This window comes from Myroides odoratimimus (assembly GCF_001485415.1).
Lineage (GTDB): Bacteria > Bacteroidota > Bacteroidia > Flavobacteriales > Flavobacteriaceae > Flavobacterium > Flavobacterium odoratimimum.
Genome location: NZ_BCMQ01000001.1, coordinates 39,138 through 62,778, shown reverse-complemented (window position 1 = coordinate 62,778; position 23,641 = coordinate 39,138). Strand labels below are relative to the sequence as shown.

General features: G+C 35.1%; 19 protein-coding genes. All 19 read left to right on the top strand.

The genetic code is table 11. The features are described 5' to 3' along the window. Positions 1 to 12 precede the first annotated feature (12 nt). The 19 genes from ruvB to tsaB all read left to right on the top strand — a co-directional run bounded on the left by ruvB (position 13) and on the right by tsaB (position 23,595). Positions 13 to 1,041: a Holliday junction branch migration DNA helicase RuvB gene (ruvB, locus tag MODO_RS00265; RefSeq protein WP_006257357.1), complete on the top strand. Its 1,029-nt coding sequence runs from the start codon at positions 13 to 15 to the stop codon at positions 1,039 to 1,041. Between the two features lie 19 nt (positions 1,042 to 1,060). Next, entirely contained in the window at positions 1,061 to 1,987 is a 927-nt protein-coding gene (queG, locus tag MODO_RS00260) for a tRNA epoxyqueuosine(34) reductase QueG (RefSeq protein ID WP_006257356.1), read from the top strand. 64 nt (positions 1,988 to 2,051) lie between these two features. After that, complete coding sequence (locus MODO_RS00255; protein ID WP_006257355.1) at positions 2,052 to 4,331, top strand: NADP-dependent malic enzyme; 2,280 nt, start codon at positions 2,052 to 2,054, stop codon at positions 4,329 to 4,331. 95 nt (positions 4,332 to 4,426) lie between these two features. Further along, positions 4,427 to 5,008: a Holliday junction branch migration protein RuvA gene (ruvA, locus tag MODO_RS00250; protein ID WP_006257354.1), complete on the top strand. Its 582-nt coding sequence runs from the start codon at positions 4,427 to 4,429 to the stop codon at positions 5,006 to 5,008. Between the two features lie 3 nt (positions 5,009 to 5,011). Then, positions 5,012 to 12,511, top strand: coding sequence for a T9SS outer membrane translocon Sov/SprA (sov, locus tag MODO_RS00245; RefSeq protein ID WP_006257353.1), 7,500 nt, complete (start codon positions 5,012 to 5,014; stop codon positions 12,509 to 12,511). A gap of 57 nt (positions 12,512 to 12,568) precedes the next feature. After that, positions 12,569 to 12,949, top strand: coding sequence for a glycine cleavage system protein GcvH (gene gcvH / locus MODO_RS00240; protein ID WP_006257352.1), 381 nt, complete (start codon positions 12,569 to 12,571; stop codon positions 12,947 to 12,949). Beyond that, positions 12,939 to 13,319: a VanZ family protein gene (locus MODO_RS00235; protein ID WP_006257351.1), complete on the top strand. Its 381-nt coding sequence runs from the start codon at positions 12,939 to 12,941 to the stop codon at positions 13,317 to 13,319. Before gcvH ends, MODO_RS00235 begins: the two co-directional genes overlap by 11 nt. 57 nt (positions 13,320 to 13,376) lie before the next feature. Then, entirely contained in the window at positions 13,377 to 14,123 is a 747-nt protein-coding gene (gene deoC / locus MODO_RS00230) for a deoxyribose-phosphate aldolase (RefSeq protein WP_006257350.1), read from the top strand. 956 nt (positions 14,124 to 15,079) lie between these two features. Next, positions 15,080 to 15,994 (top strand): heme o synthase, encoded by a 915-nt coding sequence (gene cyoE, locus MODO_RS00225; RefSeq protein WP_006257349.1) that lies wholly within the window; start codon positions 15,080 to 15,082, stop codon positions 15,992 to 15,994. Between the two features lie 6 nt (positions 15,995 to 16,000). Beyond that, positions 16,001 to 16,582, top strand: coding sequence for a cytochrome c oxidase subunit 3 (locus MODO_RS00220; protein ID WP_006257348.1), 582 nt, complete (start codon positions 16,001 to 16,003; stop codon positions 16,580 to 16,582). A 44-nt stretch (positions 16,583 to 16,626) separates the two neighbouring features. After that, positions 16,627 to 17,607 (top strand): cytochrome c oxidase subunit 3, encoded by a 981-nt coding sequence (locus MODO_RS00215; protein WP_006257347.1) that lies wholly within the window; start codon positions 16,627 to 16,629, stop codon positions 17,605 to 17,607. An 18-nt stretch (positions 17,608 to 17,625) separates the two neighbouring features. After that, positions 17,626 to 17,982, top strand: a complete 357-nt coding sequence (locus MODO_RS00210; RefSeq protein ID WP_006257346.1) for a cytochrome C oxidase subunit IV family protein — start codon at positions 17,626 to 17,628, stop codon at positions 17,980 to 17,982. Positions 17,983 to 18,098: 116 nt separating this feature from the next. Further along, complete coding sequence (locus MODO_RS00205; RefSeq protein ID WP_006257345.1) at positions 18,099 to 18,719, top strand: hypothetical protein; 621 nt, start codon at positions 18,099 to 18,101, stop codon at positions 18,717 to 18,719. 1 nt (position 18,720) lies between these two features. After that, a complete protein-coding gene (locus MODO_RS00200; protein WP_006257344.1) occupies positions 18,721 to 19,344 on the top strand; it encodes an SCO family protein in 624 nt (207 codons plus the stop codon). Positions 19,345 to 19,354: 10 nt separating this feature from the next. Next, the gene (locus MODO_RS00195) at positions 19,355 to 19,894 is read left to right on the top strand and encodes a DUF420 domain-containing protein (protein ID WP_006257343.1); all 540 of its coding nucleotides are present in this window, start codon (positions 19,355 to 19,357) and stop codon (positions 19,892 to 19,894) included. A gap of 12 nt (positions 19,895 to 19,906) precedes the next feature. After that, on the top strand, positions 19,907 to 20,140 hold the full coding sequence (locus MODO_RS00190; RefSeq protein WP_006257342.1) for a hypothetical protein: 234 nt from the start codon (positions 19,907 to 19,909) through the stop codon (positions 20,138 to 20,140). 146 nt (positions 20,141 to 20,286) lie between these two features. Further along, positions 20,287 to 21,666 carry a TolC family protein gene (locus tag MODO_RS00185; RefSeq protein ID WP_230456706.1) on the top strand — a complete coding sequence of 460 codons (1,380 nt, stop codon included), beginning with the start codon at positions 20,287 to 20,289 and terminating at the stop codon, positions 21,664 to 21,666. Positions 21,667 to 21,670: 4 nt separating this feature from the next. Further along, complete coding sequence (locus MODO_RS00180; RefSeq protein WP_006257340.1) at positions 21,671 to 22,921, top strand: efflux RND transporter periplasmic adaptor subunit; 1,251 nt, start codon at positions 21,671 to 21,673, stop codon at positions 22,919 to 22,921. Between the two features lie 2 nt (positions 22,922 to 22,923). Continuing rightward, on the top strand, positions 22,924 to 23,595 hold the full coding sequence (gene tsaB / locus MODO_RS00175) for a tRNA (adenosine(37)-N6)-threonylcarbamoyltransferase complex dimerization subunit type 1 TsaB (protein ID WP_006257339.1): 672 nt from the start codon (positions 22,924 to 22,926) through the stop codon (positions 23,593 to 23,595). Positions 23,596 to 23,641 lie beyond the last annotated feature (46 nt).

Sequence of the window (23,641 nt, the reverse complement as noted above, 5' to 3'; positions counted from 1 at the left end):
TATATTTGTACTATGAATGAGAATTTAAACCCAACTAATAAGCACTTTTCTTCTGATGAATTAGATGTTGAGAAGAAGTTACGCCCGCTGTCTTTTGATGATTTTGCTGGGCAAGATCAGGTATTAGAGAATTTGAAGATTTTCGTTGAAGCTGCTAATCAAAGGGGAGAAGCTTTAGATCATACTTTGTTTCATGGACCTCCAGGACTTGGTAAGACTACATTAGCTAATATTTTAGCTAATGAACTTGATGTGGGAATTAAGATCACTTCCGGACCAGTTTTAGATAAACCAGGTGATTTAGCTGGATTATTAACTAATCTTGAGGAACGTGATGTTTTATTTATTGATGAGATTCATCGTTTAAGCCCTATAGTAGAAGAGTATTTGTATTCTGCTATGGAGGACTTTAAGATTGATATTATGATAGAGTCTGGTCCGAATGCACGTACGGTTCAGATTCATTTAAATCCGTTTACATTAGTAGGTGCGACAACTCGTTCTGGTTTATTGACTTCACCAATGCGTGCTCGTTTTGGTATTCAAAGTCGCCTTCAGTATTACAATAAGGAACTATTAGCCACTATTATTGAACGTAGTGCTTCTATATTAGGTGTTCATATTGATCTAGAAGCTGCTATAGAAATAGCGGGAAGAAGTAGAGGAACACCTCGTATTGCAAACGCATTGTTGAGACGTGTACGTGATTTCGCACAGATAAAAGGGAATGGTGATATTGATATCGAGATTTCTAAATACGCCTTAAATTCATTGAATGTAGATTCTTTTGGATTAGATGAAATGGATAATAAGATATTGAGTACGATTATTGATAAGTTTAAGGGAGGACCAGTAGGATTATCTACCTTAGCGACTGCTGTTTCTGAGAATGGTGAAACAATAGAGGAAGTTTATGAGCCTTATTTAATTCAAGAAGGTTTTATTGTTCGAACTCCAAGAGGGCGTGAGGTAACTGACAAAGCTTATAAACACTTAGGTAGAGAAAGAATTCATCCACAAGGTGGGCTTTTTGATATATAGTGGTCATAGAAGTGATTAAATGATTGAAAATAAAAGTAAATATTCTAATATTATAAAAGCCGAGGCCAAACGCCTTGGCTTTTCGTCTTGTGGTATTTCTAAAGCGGATTTCTTAGAAGTTGAGGCTCCTCGTTTAGAGCAGTGGTTGAATAAACAAATGCATGGGCAGATGTCTTATATGGAGAATCATTTTGATAAACGCCTTGATCCTAGATTACTTGTAGAAGGAGCGAAAAGCGTTGTGTCATTAACTTTAAATTACTACCCAGAAGAAAGACAAATTAGTGATAGTTATAAAATATCTAAGTATGCTTATGGAGAGGATTATCACCATGTGATAAAAGATAAGCTGAAAGAGCTTCTGTACTTTATAGAAAGTGAAATAGGGGCTGTAGATGGACGTGTATTTGTTGATTCTGCACCAGTCTTAGATAAAGCTTGGGCAGCTAAGGCTGGCTTGGGATGGGTCGGTAAGAATAACAATTTGATTAATAGAAAAAGCGGTTCTTTCTTTTTTATTGCTGAATTAATAATTGATTTAGAATTAGAAGAAGACGGCCCTACTACTGATCATTGTGGAACGTGTACTAAATGTATAGATGCTTGTCCTACAGAAGCTATTGAAAGTCCTCATATTGTAAACGGGAGTAAATGTATTTCATATCTCACCATAGAATTGAAAGATGATATTCCAACCGACTTTAGTGGGAAATTAGATAATTGGATGTTTGGTTGCGATGTGTGTCAAGATGTTTGTCCGTGGAATCGCTTTGCATCTCCCCATAAAGAGCAAAGATTTATTCCTAATAATGCGTTAATAGAGTATTCAAAGCACGAATGGAAAGAACTTACGAAGGAGACTTTTAATGAAATTTTTAAAAAATCCGCAATTAAAAGGACGAAATATGAGGGCTTGTTGCGAAATATGCAATTTTTAGGGGAGTGAATTTCGTAAATCCGAATTATATTACAAAAAGGTTATCTTTGTTCATCACGTTAAATGTAAATATATGAATAAAGATAGTTTACGTAGAGAAGCACTTAAATACCATGCTGAACCAACGCCTGGTAAGATACAAGTTGTTCCTACGAAGAAGTATTCATCACAAAGAGACTTAGCCTTAGCATATTCACCAGGTGTAGCAGAGCCTTGTCTGGAAATTGCAAGCGATGTAAATAATGTATATAAATATACAGCAAAAGGAAATTTAGTTGCTGTTATCTCTAACGGTACTGCAGTACTAGGACTTGGAGATATCGGAGCTGAAGCATCTAAGCCAGTAATGGAAGGAAAAGGGTTGCTGTTTAAGATTTTTGCAGATATTGATGTTTTTGACATTGAAGTAGATACTACTGATGTAGATAAGTTTATCGAAACTGTAAAAAACATTTCTCCAACTTTCGGAGGAATTAACTTAGAAGATATCAAAGCTCCAGAATCTTTTGAAATCGAAAGAAGATTGAAAGAAGAGTTAGATATTCCTGTAATGCACGATGACCAGCATGGTACTGCTATTATCTCAGCAGCAGCTTTGCTAAATGCAGTAGAGTTAGCTGGTAAGAAAATGGAAGAAATTACGATGGTAGTTTCTGGTGCAGGTTCAGCTGCTATCGCATGTGCTAAGTTGTATGTAGCTTTTGGTGTTAAACAAGAGAATATAAAAATGTTTAACAGTAAAGGTGTTTTAAAGAAAGACGATACACGTATTTCAGATTTACAAAGAGAGTTTGCTGTTGATAGTGATATCTCTTTAGCAGATGCTTTAAAAGGGACTGATGTATTTATCGGATTGTCTACTGCGGATGTATTAAAACCAGAAATGCTTTTAGGGATGGCAGATAACCCAATCGTGTTTGCGATGGCTAATCCAAGACCTGAAATCGACTATAACCTTGCAACTTCTACACGTAAGGATGTTATTATGGCTACTGGTCGTTCTGACTTCCCTAACCAAGTTAATAACGTATTAGGTTTCCCTTATATCTTTAGAGGGGCATTAGACGTACGTGCTACTAAGATTAACGAAGAAATGAAGATGGCTGCTGTAGTAGCTTTGGCTAAGTTAGCTAAAGAGCCAGTGCCAGAGCAAGTAAATATTGCTTACGGAGAGACTAAGTTTACTTTCGGTAGAGAATATATTATCCCAAAACCATTTGACCCTAGATTGATATCTGTTGTTCCTCCTGCAGTTGCTAAAGCAGCAATGGAAAGTGGAATAGCACTTGCTCCAATTACAGATTGGGAAGAATATAAATCTTCTTTAGAAGAAAGAATGGGGTCAGATAATAAATTAGTACGTATGTTAATCAACCGTGCTAAGACTGAACCAAAACGTGTGGTATATGCTGAAGCTGACCATTTAGATGTATTAAAAGCTGCTCAGATTGCTTATGAAGAAGGAATGGTGACTCCAATCTTATTAGGAGATAAAGAAACTATTCAAGAGCTTAAGAAAGAAATAGAGTTTAATGATGATGTAGAAATTATTGATCCTAAGTCTGATGAGCAAAAAGAAAGAAGAGCTGCTTTTGCTAATGCTTATTGGGCAACTAGAAAGCGCAAAGGAGTTACTTTATACGATGCAGGTAAACTAATGTTAGAAAGAAACTACTTTGCATCTATGTTAGTGAATGAAGGGCAGGCAGATGCTATGTTGACAGGATATTCTCGTAGTTATCCTAATGTAGTTAAACCTATCTTAGAATTAATACCTCGTGCGCAAGGTGTAAGCAGAGTAGCTACAACGAACTTAATGATGACGAAGAGAGGACCAATGTTCTTAGCAGATACTGCTATTAACCCTGATCCTACAGCTGAAGATTTAGCTAAAATAGCCGTGATGACAGAGAAGACTGTACGTATGTTCGGTATGGAACCTGTTGTTGCAATGTTATCATATGCTAACTTTGGGTCTGCACCTAATGCTTCTCCAACAAAAATGAAAGAGGCAGTTAGTATCTTACATGATCAACATCCAGAGATGATTGTAGATGGTGAAATTCAGATCGACTTCGCTTTAAATAGTGAAATGTTGAAGAAGAAATTCCCTTTTTCTAAGTTAGTAGATAAGAAAGTAAATACACTTATTTTTCCTAACCTAGATTCTGCTAATATCACTTATAAAATGTTGAAAGAATTGAATAAAGCGACTTCTATTGGTCCTATTATTTTAGGTTTAGATAAAGCTGTTCACGTATTCCAACTAGGTGCTAGTGTTGATGAGATGGTTAATATGACAGCTGTAGCTGTAGTAGATGCTCAAGTACGCGAGAATCGCAAAAAGAAATAATATACTGGTACTCTGAATAGTAGTTGTGCGATTAGTTATTTGTTAGTAGATAGTTAATATTTATTGTTATTTTTGAAGTAAAATTTGATATAATAATGATAGCACATATTCAAGGACGCCTAGTAGAAAAAACAGCCACAGAAGTGGTAATAGATTGCGGGGGAGTAGGATATCTTATCCATATTTCCCTGCATACTTTTTCTCAAATTGGTTCCTCAGAAAATTTGAGATTATATACTTACCTACAAATAAAAGAAGACGGACATACTCTGTTCGGTTTTATAGATAAAATAGAACGTGAATTATTTAAACTATTGATATCAGTTTCTGGTATTGGTGGTAATACTGCGCGTAATATGCTTTCATCTATTGCTCCTAAAGAGCTTCTACAAGCTATTGCTTCTGCTGATGTAAAAACAATCCAGTCTGTAAAAGGGATTGGTGCTAAAACTGCTCAGCGTGTTATACTTGACTTACAAGAAAAGGTAATAAAATTGTATAATATTGATGAAGTTTCTCCTGTTATTAACAATACAAATGCAGATGAAGCGTTATCAGCTTTAGAGGTATTAGGTTTTGTACGTAAATCAGCTGAGAAAGTTGTTGATAAGATTATGAAGCAAACACCTGATGCATCTGTTGAATTCATCATTAAGCAAGCTTTAAAAAACTTATAAATTTTGAGGGGGCAATTTCCTATATCAAAGTCAATTTTTTTTTGGCTAGTTGTTCTTTTTTTGAGCGTACAAGGGATGTATGCTCAAGATCCAGATGAACAAGTAGCTGATAGTTTACAAACTCAATATGATATTGGGAAAATTGTCATACCTGATCCTAATCTTATTAAGGAAGCATACTCCTATGATCCTTTAACGGATAGTTACTACTTTACTAAAACCTTTGACGGATTTAATGTCAATTATCCTCTTGTATTAACTCGTAAAGAGTTTGAAGAGCTTATTATGCGTGCAGAGTTGCGTAAGTATTTTCAGCAGCGATTTAATGTAATGCATGGACGTGAGGAGAACGAAGAGATCAAGCGTGATATGTTACCACGTTATTATGTGAATTCGAAGTTGTTCAGTACTATTTTTGGATCGAATACTATTGATGTTAAACCTACAGGATCTGTAGAGTTTGATATGGGAGTTCGTTATAGTAAACAAGATAACCCTGTAGTATCTACGCGTAATCGTAAGAATATGGCGTTTGATTTTAATCAACGCATTAGTATGGGATTACAAGGAATGGTAGGTACTAGACTAGCTGTGAATATTAATTATGATACCCAGGCTACTTTTGACTTCCAGAATATGATGAAATTATCTTTCGCACCAGACGAAGATGATATCGTACGTAAAGTAGAAGTAGGTAATGTAAGTATGCCTATTAGTGGTTCGCTAGTTAGAGGAGCACAGAGTTTATTTGGGGTAAAGACAGAATTACAATTCGGTAGAACCACTATTACAGGAGTATTCTCAGAGCAGAAGTCTCAGACGACTTCTATTCGTGCTGACGGTGCAGGAACATTAGAAGAGTTCGAATTAGATGCGTTAGATTATGATGAGGATAGACACTTCTTTTTATCTCATTATTTTAGAAATAACTATGATGAGGCTTTAGAGAAATATCCTTTTATAAAAAGTAGAGTAAGAATTACCCGTGTAGAAGTATGGATAACGAATCGATATGGACGCGTTAATCAAACAGGTAATAATGCACGTAATATTATAGCTATACAGGATTTAGGAGAAGGACAGAATAAATTAGGAAGACCTAATGCAGATGTTGTTTCTAAGCCTGAGCCTGATTTCTTTACTATCAATGGAGTGCCTAATGCATATCCTGATAATGCGAATAACCAATATGACCCAGGAAACATTGGGGGTAATTATTTAAATTCCTCTATTCGATTAAACACATCAGGTGCAAGTGGATTTAATGTATCTGTACAAGAAGGACGAGATTTTGTACGTTTAGAGGGAGCACGTAAGTTAAGTGCCAATGAGTTTACATTCCATCCTCAGTTAGGATACATATCATTACAACAAAAACTTTCTAATGATGAAGTTCTTGCTGTAGCGTTCCAGTACTCTATTGGAGATAAGATATATCAAGTGGGGGAGTTTGGTACAGATGGAGGTATGACGGTATTGCCTCCTGGTGTAGATGAGGCAAACCCAGATGTGCCACAGAGTCAATCGCTTATTCTGAAGCTATTAAAAAGTAATTTTACTTTAGTAGGGCAGCCAGTATGGAAACTGATGATGAAGAATATCTATCAGATTCCGAATGCGATGTATATCTCACAAGATAAGTTTAGATTCAATATTCTTTATACAGATCCGAGTCCACTGAATTATATTAGTTCTGTGGATGGGAAGCCATTGCCTCCAGATGTAGAGCGCACACCATTATTAAAAGTATTCCATTTAGACCGATTGAATTATACGAATGACCCTCAGCAAGGGGGAGATGGTTTCTTTGACTTTTTGCCTAATGGAGGAATGCAAAACACGTTTGATCCTACTAATGCAGGTAATATGAATAATGGTTATGGTAATAATAACAATGGTGGCTATGGTGGTAATGGAGGATATGGCGGTAATAATGGAGGCTTTGGAAACAATGGTGGTTTTGGAAATAACGGCGGATACGGGAATAATGGAGGGTATGGCAACAGTGGAGGATACGGAAATAATAATAACCAATACAACAGCAATACATTTGATGGGATTACGATAGACCCAATGTATGGTCGTATTATTTTTACGACTGTTGAGCCTTTTGGAGAGCACTTATTTAAAAAGCTTTCGGCTAATCAGTTAAGTGAAGATTATAACGAATCTAGTTCATATAATAAAAACCAATCAAAGTATGTCTTTAGAAGTATGTATCGTACTACTAAAGCAGAAGCTCTACGAAGCCAAAATGAGAAGAATAAATTCCAGTTAAAAGGGAAATTCTCTAGTTCAATGGGAGAAGGTATTCCTATTGGATCATTTAATGTCGCTCCAGGATCAGTTATTGTAAGAGCAGCAGGTAGGGTATTAGTAGAAGGAGTAGATTATACAGTAGATTACAGTAGAGGTCGAGTGATGATATTAGATCCAGGACTACAAGCATCTAATACACCGATCGAAGTTTCTGTAGAGAATAATACGATGTTTGGTCAGCAGACTAAGCGTTTCTTCGGAATGCACGTAGAACATAAGTTTAGCAAAGACTTTATATTAGGAGGTACATTCTTACAGATGTCAGAACGTCCATTTACTCATAAGTCGAGTTATGGTCAAGAAGCTGTGAATAATACAATCTGGGGATTGAATGCACAGTATTCTACTGAAGTACCTTTCTTAACTAGAATGGTTAATAAGTTACCTAATATAGATACAGATGTAGAATCTAGAGTTTCGTTTAGAGGAGAATTTGCTTATTTAAAACCAGGTTCCTCTAAATTAGATCAGATGAATGGTGAAGCAACTTCTTACATTGATGATTTTGAAGGAATGCAATCTATTATTGATGTTAAGTCCCCTCTCTCATGGAAGTTATCGAGTGTACCAGTAGGATTCCATGGATTGAATGAAATAGATAGTGATAGAGATAAGGTGGATGTAGCTTTGCCAGCATATTCTCTAGAGGATGGATATAGAAGATCTAAGATGTCATGGTATTCTATTGATCCAACATTTTATGTAGGGAGCAAACCAGATGGGGTAAGTGAGTATGATTTATCATCTAATAGAACACGTAGGATTTACAGTGAAGAGTTATTCCCTGACAAAGATATTGCTTATGGAGAGAGTCGAGTGATTAATACACTAGACTTGACTTATTATCCAGAGGAGAGAGGACCTTATAATTTTAATAGAAGTTATCTAACGAACCCTCGCTCTTTAACACCTAGAAAAAACTGGGCAGGTATTATGCGTGGTTTAACGACTACGAACTTTGAACAAGCGAATATTGAGTTTGTAGAGTTTTGGGTAATGGATCCGTATGTAGGAAAGAGTGGTGATGCATTAACTGTTCAGAATACAGGAGAGCTTAGATTAAACTTAGGTTTTATCTCTGAAGATATTTTGAGAGATGGACATAAGCAGTATGAGAATGGACTACCTGATACAGGAGCTAATGCAGTAACAACGATTAATACTGTTTGGGGGAAAGTACCTTCAGCTCCTTCATTAGTTTATGCATTTGATAATAATGCAGAGAATAGAAGGTTACAAGACGTTGGACTTGATGGTTTAAATGATGAAGAAGAAAGAGCTTTCTTTAAAGATTTTGCAGGATTTAGTGATCCAGCAGCAGATAACTTTGTACATTATTTAGATGCTCAAGGTGGAATATTAGAGCGTTATAGAGATTATAATGGTTTAGAAAATAATAGCCCAGCAGGCGGTGGGAGAGCAGGAAATAATCAGCCTGATGCAGAAGATATTGATGGGGATAATACCATGAATACTATTGATGCATACTTTGAGTATAAGGTAAAAGTGAAGCCTAACACTATAGTAGGTGATAAATATGTTACAGATGTCAGAGAAACTAAAGTACAGTTACCTGATGGATCTGTATCTGATGTAAGATGGATTCAGTACAAAATCCCAATTGATACTAAAGGGAAAAAAGTAGGAGCTATAGAAGATACGAGATCAATGAAGTTTATGAGAATGTATCTTACAGGTTTCGAGAAACAAGTAACACTTCGTTTTGGAACTTTAAACTTAGTTCGATCGGATTGGAAGCGATATGACAGAAACCTCATAGAAGATAATTCAGGGACTAATGATGAGAAATACTCTAATACAGGAATAGATGTATCTTCTGTGAATCTAACAGATAATTATGATCGTAAACCTATTCCTTACGTAACTCCTCCTGGAGTAAGAAGAGAACAGGTTTATATGAATAATACATTGATTAATCAGAATGAACAATCACTTTCATTAAAGATATATCCAAAAGATTTAAATGCTTATCCTTCAGGTTTACTTTCGAATGATGCTAGAGGAGTATTTAAGATCTTTAATGTAGACATGCGTCAGTATAAAAAACTGAGAATGTTTATCCATGGAGAGTCTTTAGAAGGTGGCGCATCGAGACGTTTACAAGATTATGAGATGGCAGCATTCATCCGTATAGGTAGTGATGTTATTGAGAACTTCTATGAAGTAGAGATACCATTAAAAATAACAAATGGTGGAGAAACTAACCCTGATGCGATTTGGCCGGAAGAGAATGAACTAAATCTTCCTATAGACTTACTTGCAAAGTTAAAAGTGATGAAGATGGGAGAAGTATCTCGTCCTGGTTTTGACAGTTCTAAGATATTTTATGTAAATGAAGAGGAGTTAAATCCAAGTGCTGGAGATAAGCCTAATAAAGTAAGACTTGGTATAAAAGGGAATCCAAACTTTGGAAAAGTAAGGATGATGATGATAGGGATACGTAATATCTCGCCAGGAGCAGAAGCCTTATCAGGAGAGTTCTGGTTTGATGAATTACGTATGTCAGATATGGATAATAAAGGAGGATGGGCAGCTACAGCTACAGTTGATGCTAATATAGCAGACTTTGCTAATATCTCTTTGACAGGGATGAAGTCTACTATTGGTTTTGGTGGATTAGAACAAGGGCCTCATGACCGTAGTCGTGAAGATAGAAAGTCGTACAGTGTAATGACTAACGTAAACTTAGGACAACTGTTACCTAAACGTTGGGGAATCACACTGCCATTTAATTATGCTATCAGTGAAGAGTTTATTACGCCTGAGTACGATCCGATGAATCCTGATTTAAAGCTTAGTTATATCAAGTCTGGAGCGAAGACATCAGCTGAGGCAGAAGAGGCTGAGAAGAGAGCGATGGACTACACGAAGCGTAAGAGTATAAACTTTATTGGTGTTAATAAGCAGAGAGGACCAGAACAAAAGAATCGTATCTATGATATAGAGAATATTACAGTATCTCACTCGTATAATGAGGTGAGACACCACGATTTTGAAATAGAGTCAATGTTAGAACAACAAGTGAGATCATCACTTGATTATACTTATGCTTTCGAAACGAAGTCTGTAGAGCCTTTTAAAAACATCGGTTTTATGAAAGGGCAATATTGGGGACTATTGAGAGACTTTAACTTTAATTATCTACCGACTAATATATCGTTTAGTTCTAATATTATGCGTCAGTATAATAGACAAGAGTTTAGACTAATAGATGTAGAAGGGATAGGTTTAGATCCATTGTATAGAAGAAATTATTTCTTTAACTATAACTTTGGATTCAATTTTGACTTGACTAAATCTCTTCGTCTAAGTTATATCGGAGGTAGTAATAATATCGTTCGAAACTATTATGACAGTGTAAATGGAATCGTAGATAATACGAATACAATATGGGATGATTACTTTAATATTGGTGAGCCTAATCAGTTTACACAGCAGTTAACAGTGAATTATGAATTGCCTTTTAGTAAGATTCCAGTATTGTCTTTTATCCGTTCTAACTATGCTTATACAGGTAGCTTTAACTGGCAACGTGCATCAGACGCTTATTCTAATATTGACATAGACGGTATTAATTATTCTTTGGGGAACACGATTCAGAATGCGAGAACACAACGTCTGAATACTACTTTAGGTATGGAGACTTTGTATCGTTATTTAGGGTTGGTGAAAAGCTCTGATCGCAGAAGAACGCCTTCTAAAGCGAAAAAAGCAACTATCGTTCCTGGACAGAAAGTAGTACAAGCGAAAGAAGATACTAAGAAAAAAGACAAGAAGGAGAAAGGGGAGCCATCTGCATTTGGTACTGCTACGAAAGATTTATTAATAGGAGTATTAACATCTGTAAAGAATATCCAGATTAATTATTCTGAGAATAGTGGTACGATGTTACCAGGTTTCTTACCTACTGTAGGTTTCTTTGGTACGTCTAAACCTGATTTAGGGTTCGTATTCGGTAATCAAGCAGATATTAGATATGATGCTGCTCGTAAAGGGTATTTAACAGATTACCCAGAGATGAATCAACCTTATACTACGATTAGTAATAAGACACTTAACCTGAATGCTTCAATATCTTTAATACCTGACTTGACTATTGATCTTTATGCTGAACGTATGAAGTCTGATAACTATTCAGAACAATTCGTGGTAGAGAACAATGAGTATATAGGACAAGCACCTTATAGTTATGGAAACTTCAGTATGTCTACGGTGATGTTAAGTACAGCTTTCTCTAGTAGTGATTTAATGAGTTCAGCTACTTTTGACAGAATGTTGGATAATCGTATTATCGTAGCAAATAGATTAGCTGTAGAGCGTGGTATTGATATTACCAATCCTGCCAACTTAGATAGAGAAGGATTCCCTATCGGGTATAGTAAAGGAAGTCAGTCTGTATTATTACCATCTTTTGTGGCGGCGTATACAGGTAAAGATGCGAATAAGGTTTCGACAGGTTTGTTTAAAGGAATGCCTTTGCCTAACTGGAACTTGAAGTACAGAGGACTGATGAGAATAGGATGGTTTAAAGATAATTTCAAGAACTTCTCTATTAACCATGGATATAGAGCCTCTTATACATTGGGGTCTTACAGTTATAATACGGAGTATTATAAAGCTCCGAATGAAGTAAATAAATATGGTAATTACCCTAGTGAATATGTTGTAAACAATGCTACATTATTTGAGCAGTTTAATCCTTTAATCCGTTTTGAAGTGGAGACAAAATCTTCGATCAGAATGTCTTTAGAGATGAGAAAAGATAGAATGCTATCGTTGAGCTTTGACAATAATTTATTGACAGAGACGAATGGGAATGACTTTGTATTAGGATTGGGGTACCGTGTCAAAGACGTAGGGTTTAACTCGATGTATGCTAACAATGGAATGGGAGGAAGAATCGCTAGTGATATTAATATTAAGGCAGACTTCACATTGACGAAGAGAGAGACGGTAGTGCGCTATCTAGACTATGGAAATAGCCAGACTGGTGGAGGACAAAATATGTGGTCGTTGAAATTGTCAGCAGACTATATGTTGAGTAAGAACCTTACAGCGCTCTTCTTCTATGACCATTCATTCTCTAAAGCCGTTATTTCGACTATGTATCCAATCACGAATATTCGAGCAGGTTTTACAATGCGATATAATTTTGGAAATTAACGGATATTGGTTCCACATTATGTAATAATATTATACATTTGCTAAAAACTTATTATAATGAATATACCAGCTAATTTAAAGTACACTAAAGATCACGAGTGGGTAGCTATCGAAGGAGATGTTGCTACAATTGGAATTACTGACTTCGCTCAGAGAGAACTTGGAGATATCGTTTATGTAGAAGTTGAGACATTGGATCAAACTTTAGATAGAGATGAAGTTTTCGGAACTGTAGAAGCAGTAAAAACCGTTTCTGACTTATTCTTACCATTGTCAGGAGAGGTGATCGAGTTTAACGAAGGCTTAGATACAGAGCCAGAGTTAGTGAATACTGATCCTTACGGAGCAGGATGGATGATTAAAGTAAAAGTGTCTAATATGGATGAAGTATCATCTTTATTATCAGATGCACAATATAAAGAATTGATTGGGGCGTAAAACTTTTTTTGTATTAGGAATACTATGGACAGGTCTTGTATTAGCAGGTTGCCTGTTGGATAGTGATACTATTGCAAAAGCACCAAGATTTGATATCCCATATAAAGACAAAGTAGCACATTTTACTTTTTATTTTGTATTTTCCATAATTTGGTTTGTATATTTAGTGAAAAGTAAGCCAAATAGGTCTAGAATTTGGGTAAGTATTCTTATCTTTACTATTGCTAGTTTAATGGGAGGCACTGTAGAGTTATTACAGTATTACTTCACTTCTTCTCGAAGTGCAGAATGGGCTGACGAATTAGCAAACTGTCTAGGTAGTTTATTTGGGGTATTACTATGTTTGACTCTTTTTAGAAGAAAGAAATAAGATTTAAAAATGACCCCATCATGGGGTCATTTTTTTTGTTTTAAATATATTTAGATTATGAGAGACTTAAGGGAATTTATGGATTCTACTTATTTAAAATTAGCTGATCAAGCTGGTTTAACTGAAGTAGAAAATAATCAGGTAGTAGCTGATTTAATTCAAGAAGCAATTGATGAGAAATTTAAATTAGCAATGATTCGCCCTGACCAAGTAAAGATGGGACGAAAAATGGTGGATGCTGCTAACTCAAAGGTGGCGATCGGTACAGTTATAGATTTTCCAGAAGGGAACCGCGGTCTAGAGGCGAAGTTAGCTGAAGCTAAACAAGCCATTGCTGATGGGGTGGATGAGATTGACTATGTAGTTGATTATACTGCTTTCCAAAAAGGAGAAGTAGAACAAGTAAAAAAAGAAGTAGCAGAGTGTACGAAGCTAGGTCTTGATGCTGGAAAAGTAGTGAAGTGGATTATAGAGACTGCTGCTTTGACAGATAATCAAATTGTGCAGTTAACAGCATTGATTAAAAATGTGGTGTTATCGAAGTTCAATGAGAAAGATTATGAGAAAGTGTTTGTGAAATCTTCAACAGGATTCTATAAAACAGAAGGTGGTAAACCGAATGGTGCTACACTAGAAGCAATGATTTTAATGTTAGAGAACGCTGGGCCTCTACCTGTAAAAGCTTCTGGAGGAGTACGTGATAAAGACTTCGCGATCAAATTAATTGATTTAGGAGTGAAACGTCTAGGAACTTCTTCTGCTAAGATCATTGTTGACGGATCAGGTACAGTAGATAATTACTAAGATTACATTTTAGTTCTATATGAGAGCATCTAAACTAGATGCTCTTTTTTTGTGCCTTGTTGTGAGATGCTTTTTTGCGGTTTTAAGGAGTTTTATCACAAGTATTAGATAAGTGCATTGAATGTTTAGATAAGCTTTTAAACTTATTGTTTTTAATTAGAAATAGCGAAGAGGGTTATAATATCGTATATGCATAAGGAATCATTATGGGTACGATGAGATGGTTATGGAATAATGATAGGGTAGTGATAGCATTAAAACTAGCCAAAAATATGCGAGCAGTATGGCAACACTATGCGACCACTATGCGATAACTGCCGATTAGAAAGGTTTAAGATGTTGTAAATAAGTAGATTATTGTTTTTTTTGTAATGCTGTTTATTTAAGCCTGTTTTTGAATTGATAATAAAGCTGCATAGCGTATTAATGTTGGAATGAATAGCGTTGTATTTTTTCTAAAAAGGTGTTTTGTTATCAGGATTACTTTGATAAGATGGTTGCATTCTATTTTATTGTTGTTGAATAACTATAATGCCTTGTAGAATTTTTATTTCTAAGTCAGAAAGTAGATAACATTGGATGTGTTTTATGGCTTTGTTTTTTGAAGAGGATTATCCTTGTGTTTCTATATTTTAGTGTTGGAATTTAGAAAAAGAGAAGAATACAAGTTGTATTATTTTGGTTGTGAATTGCATTAAATTGACTTAGTAGCTATTGGTATAAGTGTAAGAATTGTTAAAAAACATATTTAATTCGTTTTGATAGTCATAGCAATCTTAGTTGTTTGTGATTATCATCAATGTTTCTTTTGTGAAAGTGCTGATTTATTTGAATGTTTTTTTTTTAGAACACTAAAGACTGAGGATATTTAAAAAAAGGTTATATTAAAGGCTGTCACGTTTGTTTTTAGGTATTGTTTTAAAAATTGAACTATATTTGCACATCATTAAAAACAAATGAAAACAGCTTTGAATTTATCGTCTGAAAAAAATACGTCAACTTCTGTGTTGACGGAGTTTAAAGAAATGACTAAAATGGGGTTGGCACTCAGCGTAGTTTTTTCTACCATAGCTGGTTACTTTTTAGCTATACCCGATTTAGGAAGTATTGACATTCTTACAGTACTAGCTCTTGCTATAGGAGGATACTGTATGGTAGGTGCTTCTAATGTATTTAATCAAATTATAGAGAGAGAGCTAGATGCGAAGATGACTCGTACTATGAATCGTCCTATCGCGTCTGGAAGAGTTAAGCCTAGTGCAGCTTTTATTTTAGCTTGTACGCTTACAGTATTAGGTATCGCTATCCTTTATGTAGTGAATCCTAAGACGGCTATGTTCGGTGCTATCTCTATCTTTTTGTACACGAGTGTATATACACCGTTAAAGACTATTACCCCTCTATCAGTTTTCGTAGGAGCTTTCCCAGGTGCTATTCCTTTCATGTTAGGATGGGTAGCGGCTACTAATAACTTTGGTATAGAGGCAGGAACATTATTTATTATTCAGTTTTTCTGGCAGTTCCCACACTTCTGGGCTATTGGTTGGTTCTTATATGACGACTATAAAAAGGGAGGATTCTCTATGTTACCTACAGGAGAGAAGGATTCTAAGACTGCGACACAGATTATCTTATACACGATTTGGTTAATCATTGCGTCTGTATTCCCTGCATTTGGAGTTACAGGTAGATTATACCTAACACCTGTATCAGCTGTGCTAGTGTTATTAGCAGGATTATGGATGTTATGGGCAGGAATAAAACTGTATAAGAAAAGAACAGATAAGGCAGCACGTTCACTGATGTTAGTGAGTGTGACGTATATTTCGTTAATACAGATAATCTATATACTTGATAAAATTTTAAGATAACAATAAATGGATATAACAGCTCAAGAACAATACGAAAGAAAAGGAAAGGCATTAAAGGTGATGATGCTTTTCGGGATAGGTAGTATTATGATGGTCTTCGCTGGTCTAACGAGTGCTTATGTAGTAAGTAAGTCACGTCCAGACTGGTTAGCAGAGTTTCAATTGCCAAATTCTTTTTTATATAGTACATTAGCAATCGCAATAAGTAGCGTTACTATGCACTTAGCATATAAGGCTATAAAACAAAATGATCGCAATAAAACAACTACTTATCTAGTTTCTACTTTGATATTAGGATTGTTATTCGTTTTTTTGCAGTTCAAAGGCTTTAATGAGGTAATATCTATGGGATATTTCTTCACTGGGAGTGAGAGTACGATTACCACATCATTTTTATATGTGATCGTAATAGTGCACATCGCTCACTTAGCTGGAGGGGTTTTATCACTATTGTATGTAATTTATAATCATTTTAAACAAAAGTATAATTCACAGCAATATATTGGAATTGAATTGTGTGCATGGTTTTGGCACTTTTTGGATTTATTGTGGATTTATTTGTTTTTATTTTTTACATTCTTTAAATAAAAAAAATAAACTAAATTTGAAAACTTTATAACTAACAACATTTTATGGGAGCGACAGTTACTACAGCAGCTACTAAAGAAACTACTTGGGGTGGAGGAAATGAGCCTCTTAAAGTAAGCTATGGTAAAATGATGATGTGGTATTTCATATTATCAGATTCATTAACTTTTTGTGGATTCCTTGTAGGATACGGGTTTACTCGTTACAAATTCATGGATACTTGGCCGATTGCGGACGAAGTATTTAATCACTTTCCATTTTTACACGGTGTAGATGCGCCGATGTTCTATGTGGCATTGATGACTTTTATTTTAATTTTCTCTTCAGTTACTATGGTATTAGCTGTAGATGCTGGACATCAAATGAAAAAGAATAAAGTAGCAGTGTACATGTTCTTAACGATCATAGGAGGTTTAGTATTCTTAGGATCACAAGCATGGGAGTGGAAAAACTTTATTAACGGAACTTACGGAGCAGTAGAGACTCGTGGAGGATCTATCTTACAGTTCGTAGGAGAAGATGGTAAACAGATTGCATTAGGTGATTTTGCAAAAGTAGATCCAAACAGAGATGAGGCTACTTTAACAAGAGCTAAAGCTACTTGGTTTGTAAAAGGAGAGAATGCACCTACATATTCTTTAGCAGAAGTAAAAGCAGGTTTTGAAGCTAATCCTAACGTAAGAATTAGAACTCAATTAACTACAGATGCTAAGCACAAAGAAATTTTAACTAGAGAGCAATCAGTTAAACGTTTAGAAGATGCTGTATTAGTAGTAGAAGGAGCTAACTTAATCCGCAATGAGTACGGACATAAAGTATTCGCAGATTTCTTCTTCTTCATTACTGGATTCCACGGATTCCACGTATTTACAGGGATTTTAATTAATGTAGTAATTTTCTTCAACGTATTATTAGGAACTTACCAAAGAAGAGGTTCTTACGAAATGGTTGAAAAAGGAGGATTATACTGGCACTTTGTGGATTTAGTATGGGTGTTTGTATTTACATTCTTCTATTTAGTTTAATTTTAAAAATAAAGTAAAATGGCAGCAGAAGGAGCACATCATTCAAATACAAAGAGAATATGGACAGTATTCGTAATCATGTCTGTAGTTACTCTAGTAGAGGTTATCTTAGGTATTATTAAACCTGAATCTCTACACCACGTACATATTTTTGGATTAAGTTTATTGAACTATATCTTCATTATCTTAACGATTGTTAAGGCATACTACATTATGTGGGCATTTATGCACTTAGAACAAGAGAAATCAGCATTCAGATGGTCTGTAGCAGGAGTTCTTACTTTCTTATGTGTTTATTTAATCACTTTAGTGTTGACAGAAGGTAATTACATCTTCGATGTATTCCAAAACTCACAATATAAGTGGATATTTTAATAACATATTATTATATATTTTAAAGGCGGTTTATTGACCGCCTTTTTTTATTTTTGTTAGTTAGTCAACATTGTGTAAAAATGAAAAAATATTTAATTCTAACGTTGCTGTTTGTGATGCCTATTTGTGCATACTTATTCTTTGCAACAGGTGTTAATCAATTTAAGCGTTTGCCTATAATTACTGAAGGTGTTCAGGATTTTCCAAATGGAACTTCGTCCTTGGACAAGATGCCTTCTTTAGACGGTAAGATTACTGTATTAGGTTTTCCAGGAGCGCATTTGTTCCGCGATAGAGGAGATGCCTTTAATTTAAATCAGAAGATATATAAACGATATAAAGATTTTGAAGATTTTCAGTTAGTGATGGTATTGCCTTATGGAAGTGAGGAAGCCGCTCAGAAGGTAGTAGATGAGTTGAGCCCGATATCTGATATGTCTAATTGGAATTATCTATTCTTAAAACCAGAGGAGATACAAGAGTTCTTTAATTCATTGGGTCTTGTTGGCAAGTTAGATAGTGATTTAGCAAGTAGCAATGTCTATCTAGTGGATAAAGACCGAAATGTACGTGGACGTAAAGGAGAGAATAAAATAGGGAATTATGAGTATAAGGAAGGTTACTCAACAATATCAGCAGCAGAGTTAAATAATGATATGATGGATGATGTGAAAGTGCTTTTGGCTGAGTATCGATTAGCATTAAAAAAATATAAACGAATTAATACAAACGAATAATATGAAAGACAAGTCGTATATCTGGATCTCACTTATTATTTTAATATTTGGAATTTGGGCTGTGCCTAAGATTATTAAAAAGTTTGAGAAAGCTGATTTAGAAATTATAGGTACTGCACCTAAATTTGAATTAGTGGATCACAATAATAAGACGATTACCAATGATAATTATAAAGGGAAAGTATATTTAGTAGAGTTCTTCTTTGCTAACTGTCCTACTATCTGCCCTATTATGAATGCGAATATGTTGAAAATACAAGATACATTCTATGGAAAATTAGATTTTGGTATTGCTTCTATTACGATAGACCCTACTCGTGATACTGTAGAGGCTCTACATACTCATGCAGAAGGATTAGGAGTGAAGAATCCATATTGGCATATGATGACGGGAGATGCTAAGTATATTTATGATTTAGCGAAGAAGTTTAATTTATACACAGGAGTTAATCCTGATGCACCAGGTGGTTTTGAACATTCAGGTTTATTTGCCCTGATAGATAAGGAAGGGAATATTCGTTCTCGTAAAGATGAGCATGGTAATCCTGTAGTTTATTACGATGGGACCAGTGATGAAGGTGTTGCTTGGTTAAAGGAGGATATAAAGGCATTATTAGAAGAATAATATTATTAAAATGGAAAACAATATTGAACAAAAGTACAATAAGTGGATATGGATACTTTCTATCGCAATACCTGTGGTAGTAGCTATCCTATTTGGAGTTAATCTACAGAAACTAGGATATGATGTAAAACCGTTATCATTTTTACCTCCAATCTACGCTACTATTAATGGACTTACCGCTGTATTATTAGTATGGGCAGTAATGGCTATTAAAAAAGGAAATAAGCAATTACACGAGCGTTTAATCAAATTGTGTATTGCATGTTCAGTAGCTTTTTTAGCGATGTATGTGGCTTATCACATGACTTCTATTGAGACGAAGTTTGGAGGAGAGGGAATTATACGTCCTATCTATTTCTTTATTTTGATTACCCATATTTTATTGTCTATTATCATTATTCCTTTTGTTTTGTTCACGTTTGTACGTGGTATTTCTGGATCTTATGCTAGACATAAAAAGTTAGCTCGTATTACTTACCCTATGTGGTTGTATGTAGCTGTGACAGGAGTTATCGTTTACTTGATGATTTCGCCTTATTATATTAACTAATACAATTAAGTAATGATGAAAAAGTTAGTTTGGGGTCTACTGTTTTCTGTATTTTTCTTTTCGGGTGAGGCATTTGCTCAGTGTGCGATGTGTCGAGCTACATTAGAGACAGAAGACGGAGGAGTGAAAGCAGAAGCTGTAAACGACGGAATAGTGTACCTAATGATATTTCCGTATTTGCTTGTTGCTTTTGCTATGTATTTTAGTTATAGAGTATATAAAAACAAAAAAAGTACAAAATCATAACAGAAAACCGCTACTATTAGCGGTTTTTTTTATTACTTTATACTTGAGTTATAATTAATTATTAATTTCAGAAGAGTATATCGAATATGGTTAATCGCTACTTTCTAAAAGGTACTTGTATAGTACTGGGTTTATATTGTTCTTTTGTGAAAGGACAAGAACGTACTCTATGGTCATTAGAGAAGTGTATTGACTATGCAATAGAGAATAATATTCGTATTAAGCAGTATGAGTTAGATGAACAAAGCGCAGAGATTAATAAGGATATCGCGATAGGCAGCTTCATGCCTAATGTCAATTTAACCGGAAGTCATTCATGGACTATCGCAGATCAGCCAGATCAGTTAACAGGTATGGTAGATAGTAAGACTATTCAAGCGACAAATTTAGGTCTGGGTATGAAAGTAGATTTATACGGAGGACTGAAGAAACAGAATATGTTGGTCAAGGCTAGATTATCACATCTAGCTTCTCAGTATAAGTTGCAAAAGATGAAGGAGGATATTGCGTTGAATGTGATTAATTCTTATTTGCAGATTTTGTTTAATAAAGAATTGGTAAAGACGAATCAAACGCAATTAGAATATGACAAGAGTCAGCAGGAGCGTACGCAAGAGTTAGTGAATGAAGGTGTTGTACCAGCAGGTGATTTGTTAGAAGCCAAAGCGACTGTGGCTATAGATACACAGCGATTAATTATTTCACAGAATGAATTAGTGATGGCTCGTTTAAACTTAGCTCAATTGCTTCAAATCAAGTCCTATGAATCTTTTGATATTGTAGATACGGATTATGAAGTGTCAGAGTCAAGTATGCTTAGCTATAGCCCTCAAGATATTACTAATAGAGCTACTGAAGTATTGACAGATATCAAAACAGCAGAAACGAATGTGCTGATGGCAGAAAAAGATGTAAGTATAGCTAAGTCTGCTTATAGCCCTACTCTACAAGCATTTTATAATCTAGGTACGAATATGAATTACCAAGATCGATTAGTAGAAAATCGCTTATTAGAATCTACTTCTGAAGTAGGGTATGTAGAAGGATCTAATCAGCGTGTATTGCGACAGAATAGTATGGCTGTATACGGTGGGCCTAATTCTTTTTTCAATCAGTTTAGTGATAACTTTAATTCGAATTTTGGTTTAAGTCTAACGATACCTATTTTTAATGGTTTCTCTACTCGAAATAGTATCAAATTAAAAAAACTTACGCTACAACAGATAGAGAATGAAAGAGAGGTAATTGCACTGAATTTAGAGCAGCTCGTGTTTAAGGCTTATACAGATACGGAGAGTGCTTATCAGAAGTATGAGGCTAGTAATGCAAGTCTTGAAGCAAGGAAGCTGTCTCTAGAGTACTCAAAGGAGCGTTATTCTGTTGGCTTAATTAATATCTTTGAATTAAATCAAAATCAGACTTTATTTGTGACGGCACAGTCAGATTTATTAAAGTCTAAATATGAATACATTTTTAAAACCAAGATACTAGAGTATTATTTTGGTATCCCACTTTTTAAACATTAGAGAGATGAAGAAAAAATACATCATAGTAGTTGGTATCCTTATAGTGGCTGTCTTACTTATTGGAAAGTTTGTTTTCGGTAAAGAAGAAGATCGTACTAAAGTAGAAACGATAGAATTAGAAAAGACGAATATTATCGAGACAGTATCAGGTACAGGAAAGATACAACCCGAAATAGAGATTAAAATATCTTCAGAAGTATCTGGAGAAATCATAAATTTGCCAATCAAAGAAGGACAGGTCGTTAATAAGGGAGATCTATTAGTCGTAATTAATCCAGACTTATATACTTCTGCTATGGAGAGAGTAGAGGCGATGTTAGCGACGAGTAAAGCTGGATTATCACAGGCTGAAGCTCAGTTAAAAGAGGCTAAATCTAATTATGATCGAAATAGTAGATTGTATGACAAGGGAGTGATTTCGCGTTCTGAATGGGATCTAGTAGTGCGAACGTATGAAGTGGCTAAAGCAGCTCAATCTTCTGCTTATTATAATGTAGAGAGTTCTAGGGCTGCACTAGCAGAGTCAAAAGCTAATCTTCTTCGAACGACGATATACGCACCAGCTTATGGTACGATTTCTAGAGTGAATGTAGAGTTAGGAGAGCGAGTGTTAGGTACCCAACAGATGGCAGGTACGGAGATTTTAAGAGTGGCTAACCTTAGTGGAATGGAGGTAGAAGTCGATATTAATGAAAATGATATCGTAAAAGTGAAACTAGGTGATGAGACAAGAATTAATGTAGATGCCTATCTAAAAAAAGAGTTTAGAGGTGTAGTGACTAGTATTTCTAATTCTGCTTCTAATCAGACAGTATCAGCTGATCAGGTAACGACTTTTAAAGTAAAGATTAAAATCTTAGCAGAATCATACCAAGACTTGGTAAAAAAGGATATTGAGAATTACTCTCCATTTAGACCAGGTATGACTGCAGCTGTAGATATTATTACTGATGTTAAGAATGATATTTATGCGGTACCTATTAGTGCTGTGGTAATGAAAACACCTACTGATACTGTTATGAATAAAACAGAAGGAAAGAAGATATTCGATAAAGAGCTTATGAGAGAAGCTATATTCGTTAATGATGGCGGTACAGCAAAGCTTAAATTTGTGAAAACTGGAATAAAAGACGACTCGAATATTCAAATAATAGAAGGCCTTCATGCTGAGGATGTGATTATTACAGGGCCATATTCGACTGTAAGTAGAATCCTTCAACATGGAGATAAAGTAGAAGTAGAAAGTAAAAAATAATAATGATAACGATTTTATCTATTGAGACAGCTACTAAGAACTGTTCTGTCTCATTATCAGTGACTGGTGAAGTAATAGCGTGTAAGGAGATAGCAGAAGAGAATTTCTCTCATGCTGAGAAGCTACACGTTTTTGTAGAAGAAATATTAAAAGAGAATAACAAGACTTTAAAAGATCTTTCGGCTATAGCGATTAGTCAAGGACCTGGGTCATATACAGGCTTGCGCATAGGAGTATCTTCAGTGAAGGGGCTTTGTTATGGATTGTCGATTCCTTTAATAGCATTAGACACTTTAGAGATATTAGCAAGACAGGTGGAGGTGACAGAAGGACTGATCGTACCAATGCTAGATGCTAGACGTATGGAAGTGTTCTCCGCAGTCTTTGATAAAGAGTATAATAAATTAAGTGAAATAGAGGCAATCGTTATTGATGAAAACTCTTTTAATCAATATAAAGGAACAAAATTACATCTGATAGGGGATGGAGCAATGAAGTGTAAGGAAACATTAGGTACGGAAGGTTTTATGTACTATCCTGAGATTACATATCCTTCTGCAAGTGAAATGGGAGTGATGGCTTATGATAAGTATGTGAAAGAAGAGTTTGTGGATGTGGCTTATTTTGAGCCTTTCTATCTTAAAGACTTTGTTCTCATTCAAAAGAAGAAATAAATAATAATAAATAAGGGCTGCTAATCTATAAATTAGCAGCCCTTAT

Excerpts from the sequence above, each read along its gene's own strand:
- MODO_RS00255 (WP_006257355.1), top strand. The coding sequence starts at position 2,052 with ATGAATAAAGATAGTTTACGTAGAGAAGCACTTAAATACCATGCTGAA.
- ruvA (WP_006257354.1), top strand. The coding sequence starts at position 4,427 with ATGATAGCACATATTCAAGGACGCCTAGTAGAAAAAACAGCCACAGAA.
- MODO_RS00195 (WP_006257343.1), top strand. The coding sequence starts at position 19,355 with ATGGAAAACAATATTGAACAAAAGTACAATAAGTGGATATGGATACTT.
- queG (WP_006257356.1), top strand. The coding sequence starts at position 1,061 with ATGATTGAAAATAAAAGTAAATATTCTAATATTATAAAAGCCGAGGCC.
- cyoE (WP_006257349.1), top strand. The coding sequence starts at position 15,080 with ATGAAAACAGCTTTGAATTTATCGTCTGAAAAAAATACGTCAACTTCT.
- MODO_RS00210 (WP_006257346.1), top strand. The coding sequence starts at position 17,626 with ATGGCAGCAGAAGGAGCACATCATTCAAATACAAAGAGAATATGGACA.
- tsaB (WP_006257339.1), top strand. The coding sequence starts at position 22,924 with ATGATAACGATTTTATCTATTGAGACAGCTACTAAGAACTGTTCTGTC.
- MODO_RS00205 (WP_006257345.1), top strand. The coding sequence starts at position 18,099 with ATGCCTATTTGTGCATACTTATTCTTTGCAACAGGTGTTAATCAATTT.
- MODO_RS00220 (WP_006257348.1), top strand. The coding sequence starts at position 16,001 with ATGGATATAACAGCTCAAGAACAATACGAAAGAAAAGGAAAGGCATTA.
- gcvH (WP_006257352.1), top strand. The coding sequence starts at position 12,569 with ATGAATATACCAGCTAATTTAAAGTACACTAAAGATCACGAGTGGGTA.
- MODO_RS00215 (WP_006257347.1), top strand. The coding sequence starts at position 16,627 with ATGGGAGCGACAGTTACTACAGCAGCTACTAAAGAAACTACTTGGGGT.
- MODO_RS00180 (WP_006257340.1), top strand. The coding sequence starts at position 21,671 with ATGAAGAAAAAATACATCATAGTAGTTGGTATCCTTATAGTGGCTGTC.
- MODO_RS00200 (WP_006257344.1), top strand. The coding sequence starts at position 18,721 with ATGAAAGACAAGTCGTATATCTGGATCTCACTTATTATTTTAATATTT.
- ruvB (WP_006257357.1), top strand. The coding sequence starts at position 13 with ATGAATGAGAATTTAAACCCAACTAATAAGCACTTTTCTTCTGATGAA.
- MODO_RS00190 (WP_006257342.1), top strand. The coding sequence starts at position 19,907 with ATGATGAAAAAGTTAGTTTGGGGTCTACTGTTTTCTGTATTTTTCTTT.
- deoC (WP_006257350.1), top strand. The coding sequence starts at position 13,377 with ATGAGAGACTTAAGGGAATTTATGGATTCTACTTATTTAAAATTAGCT.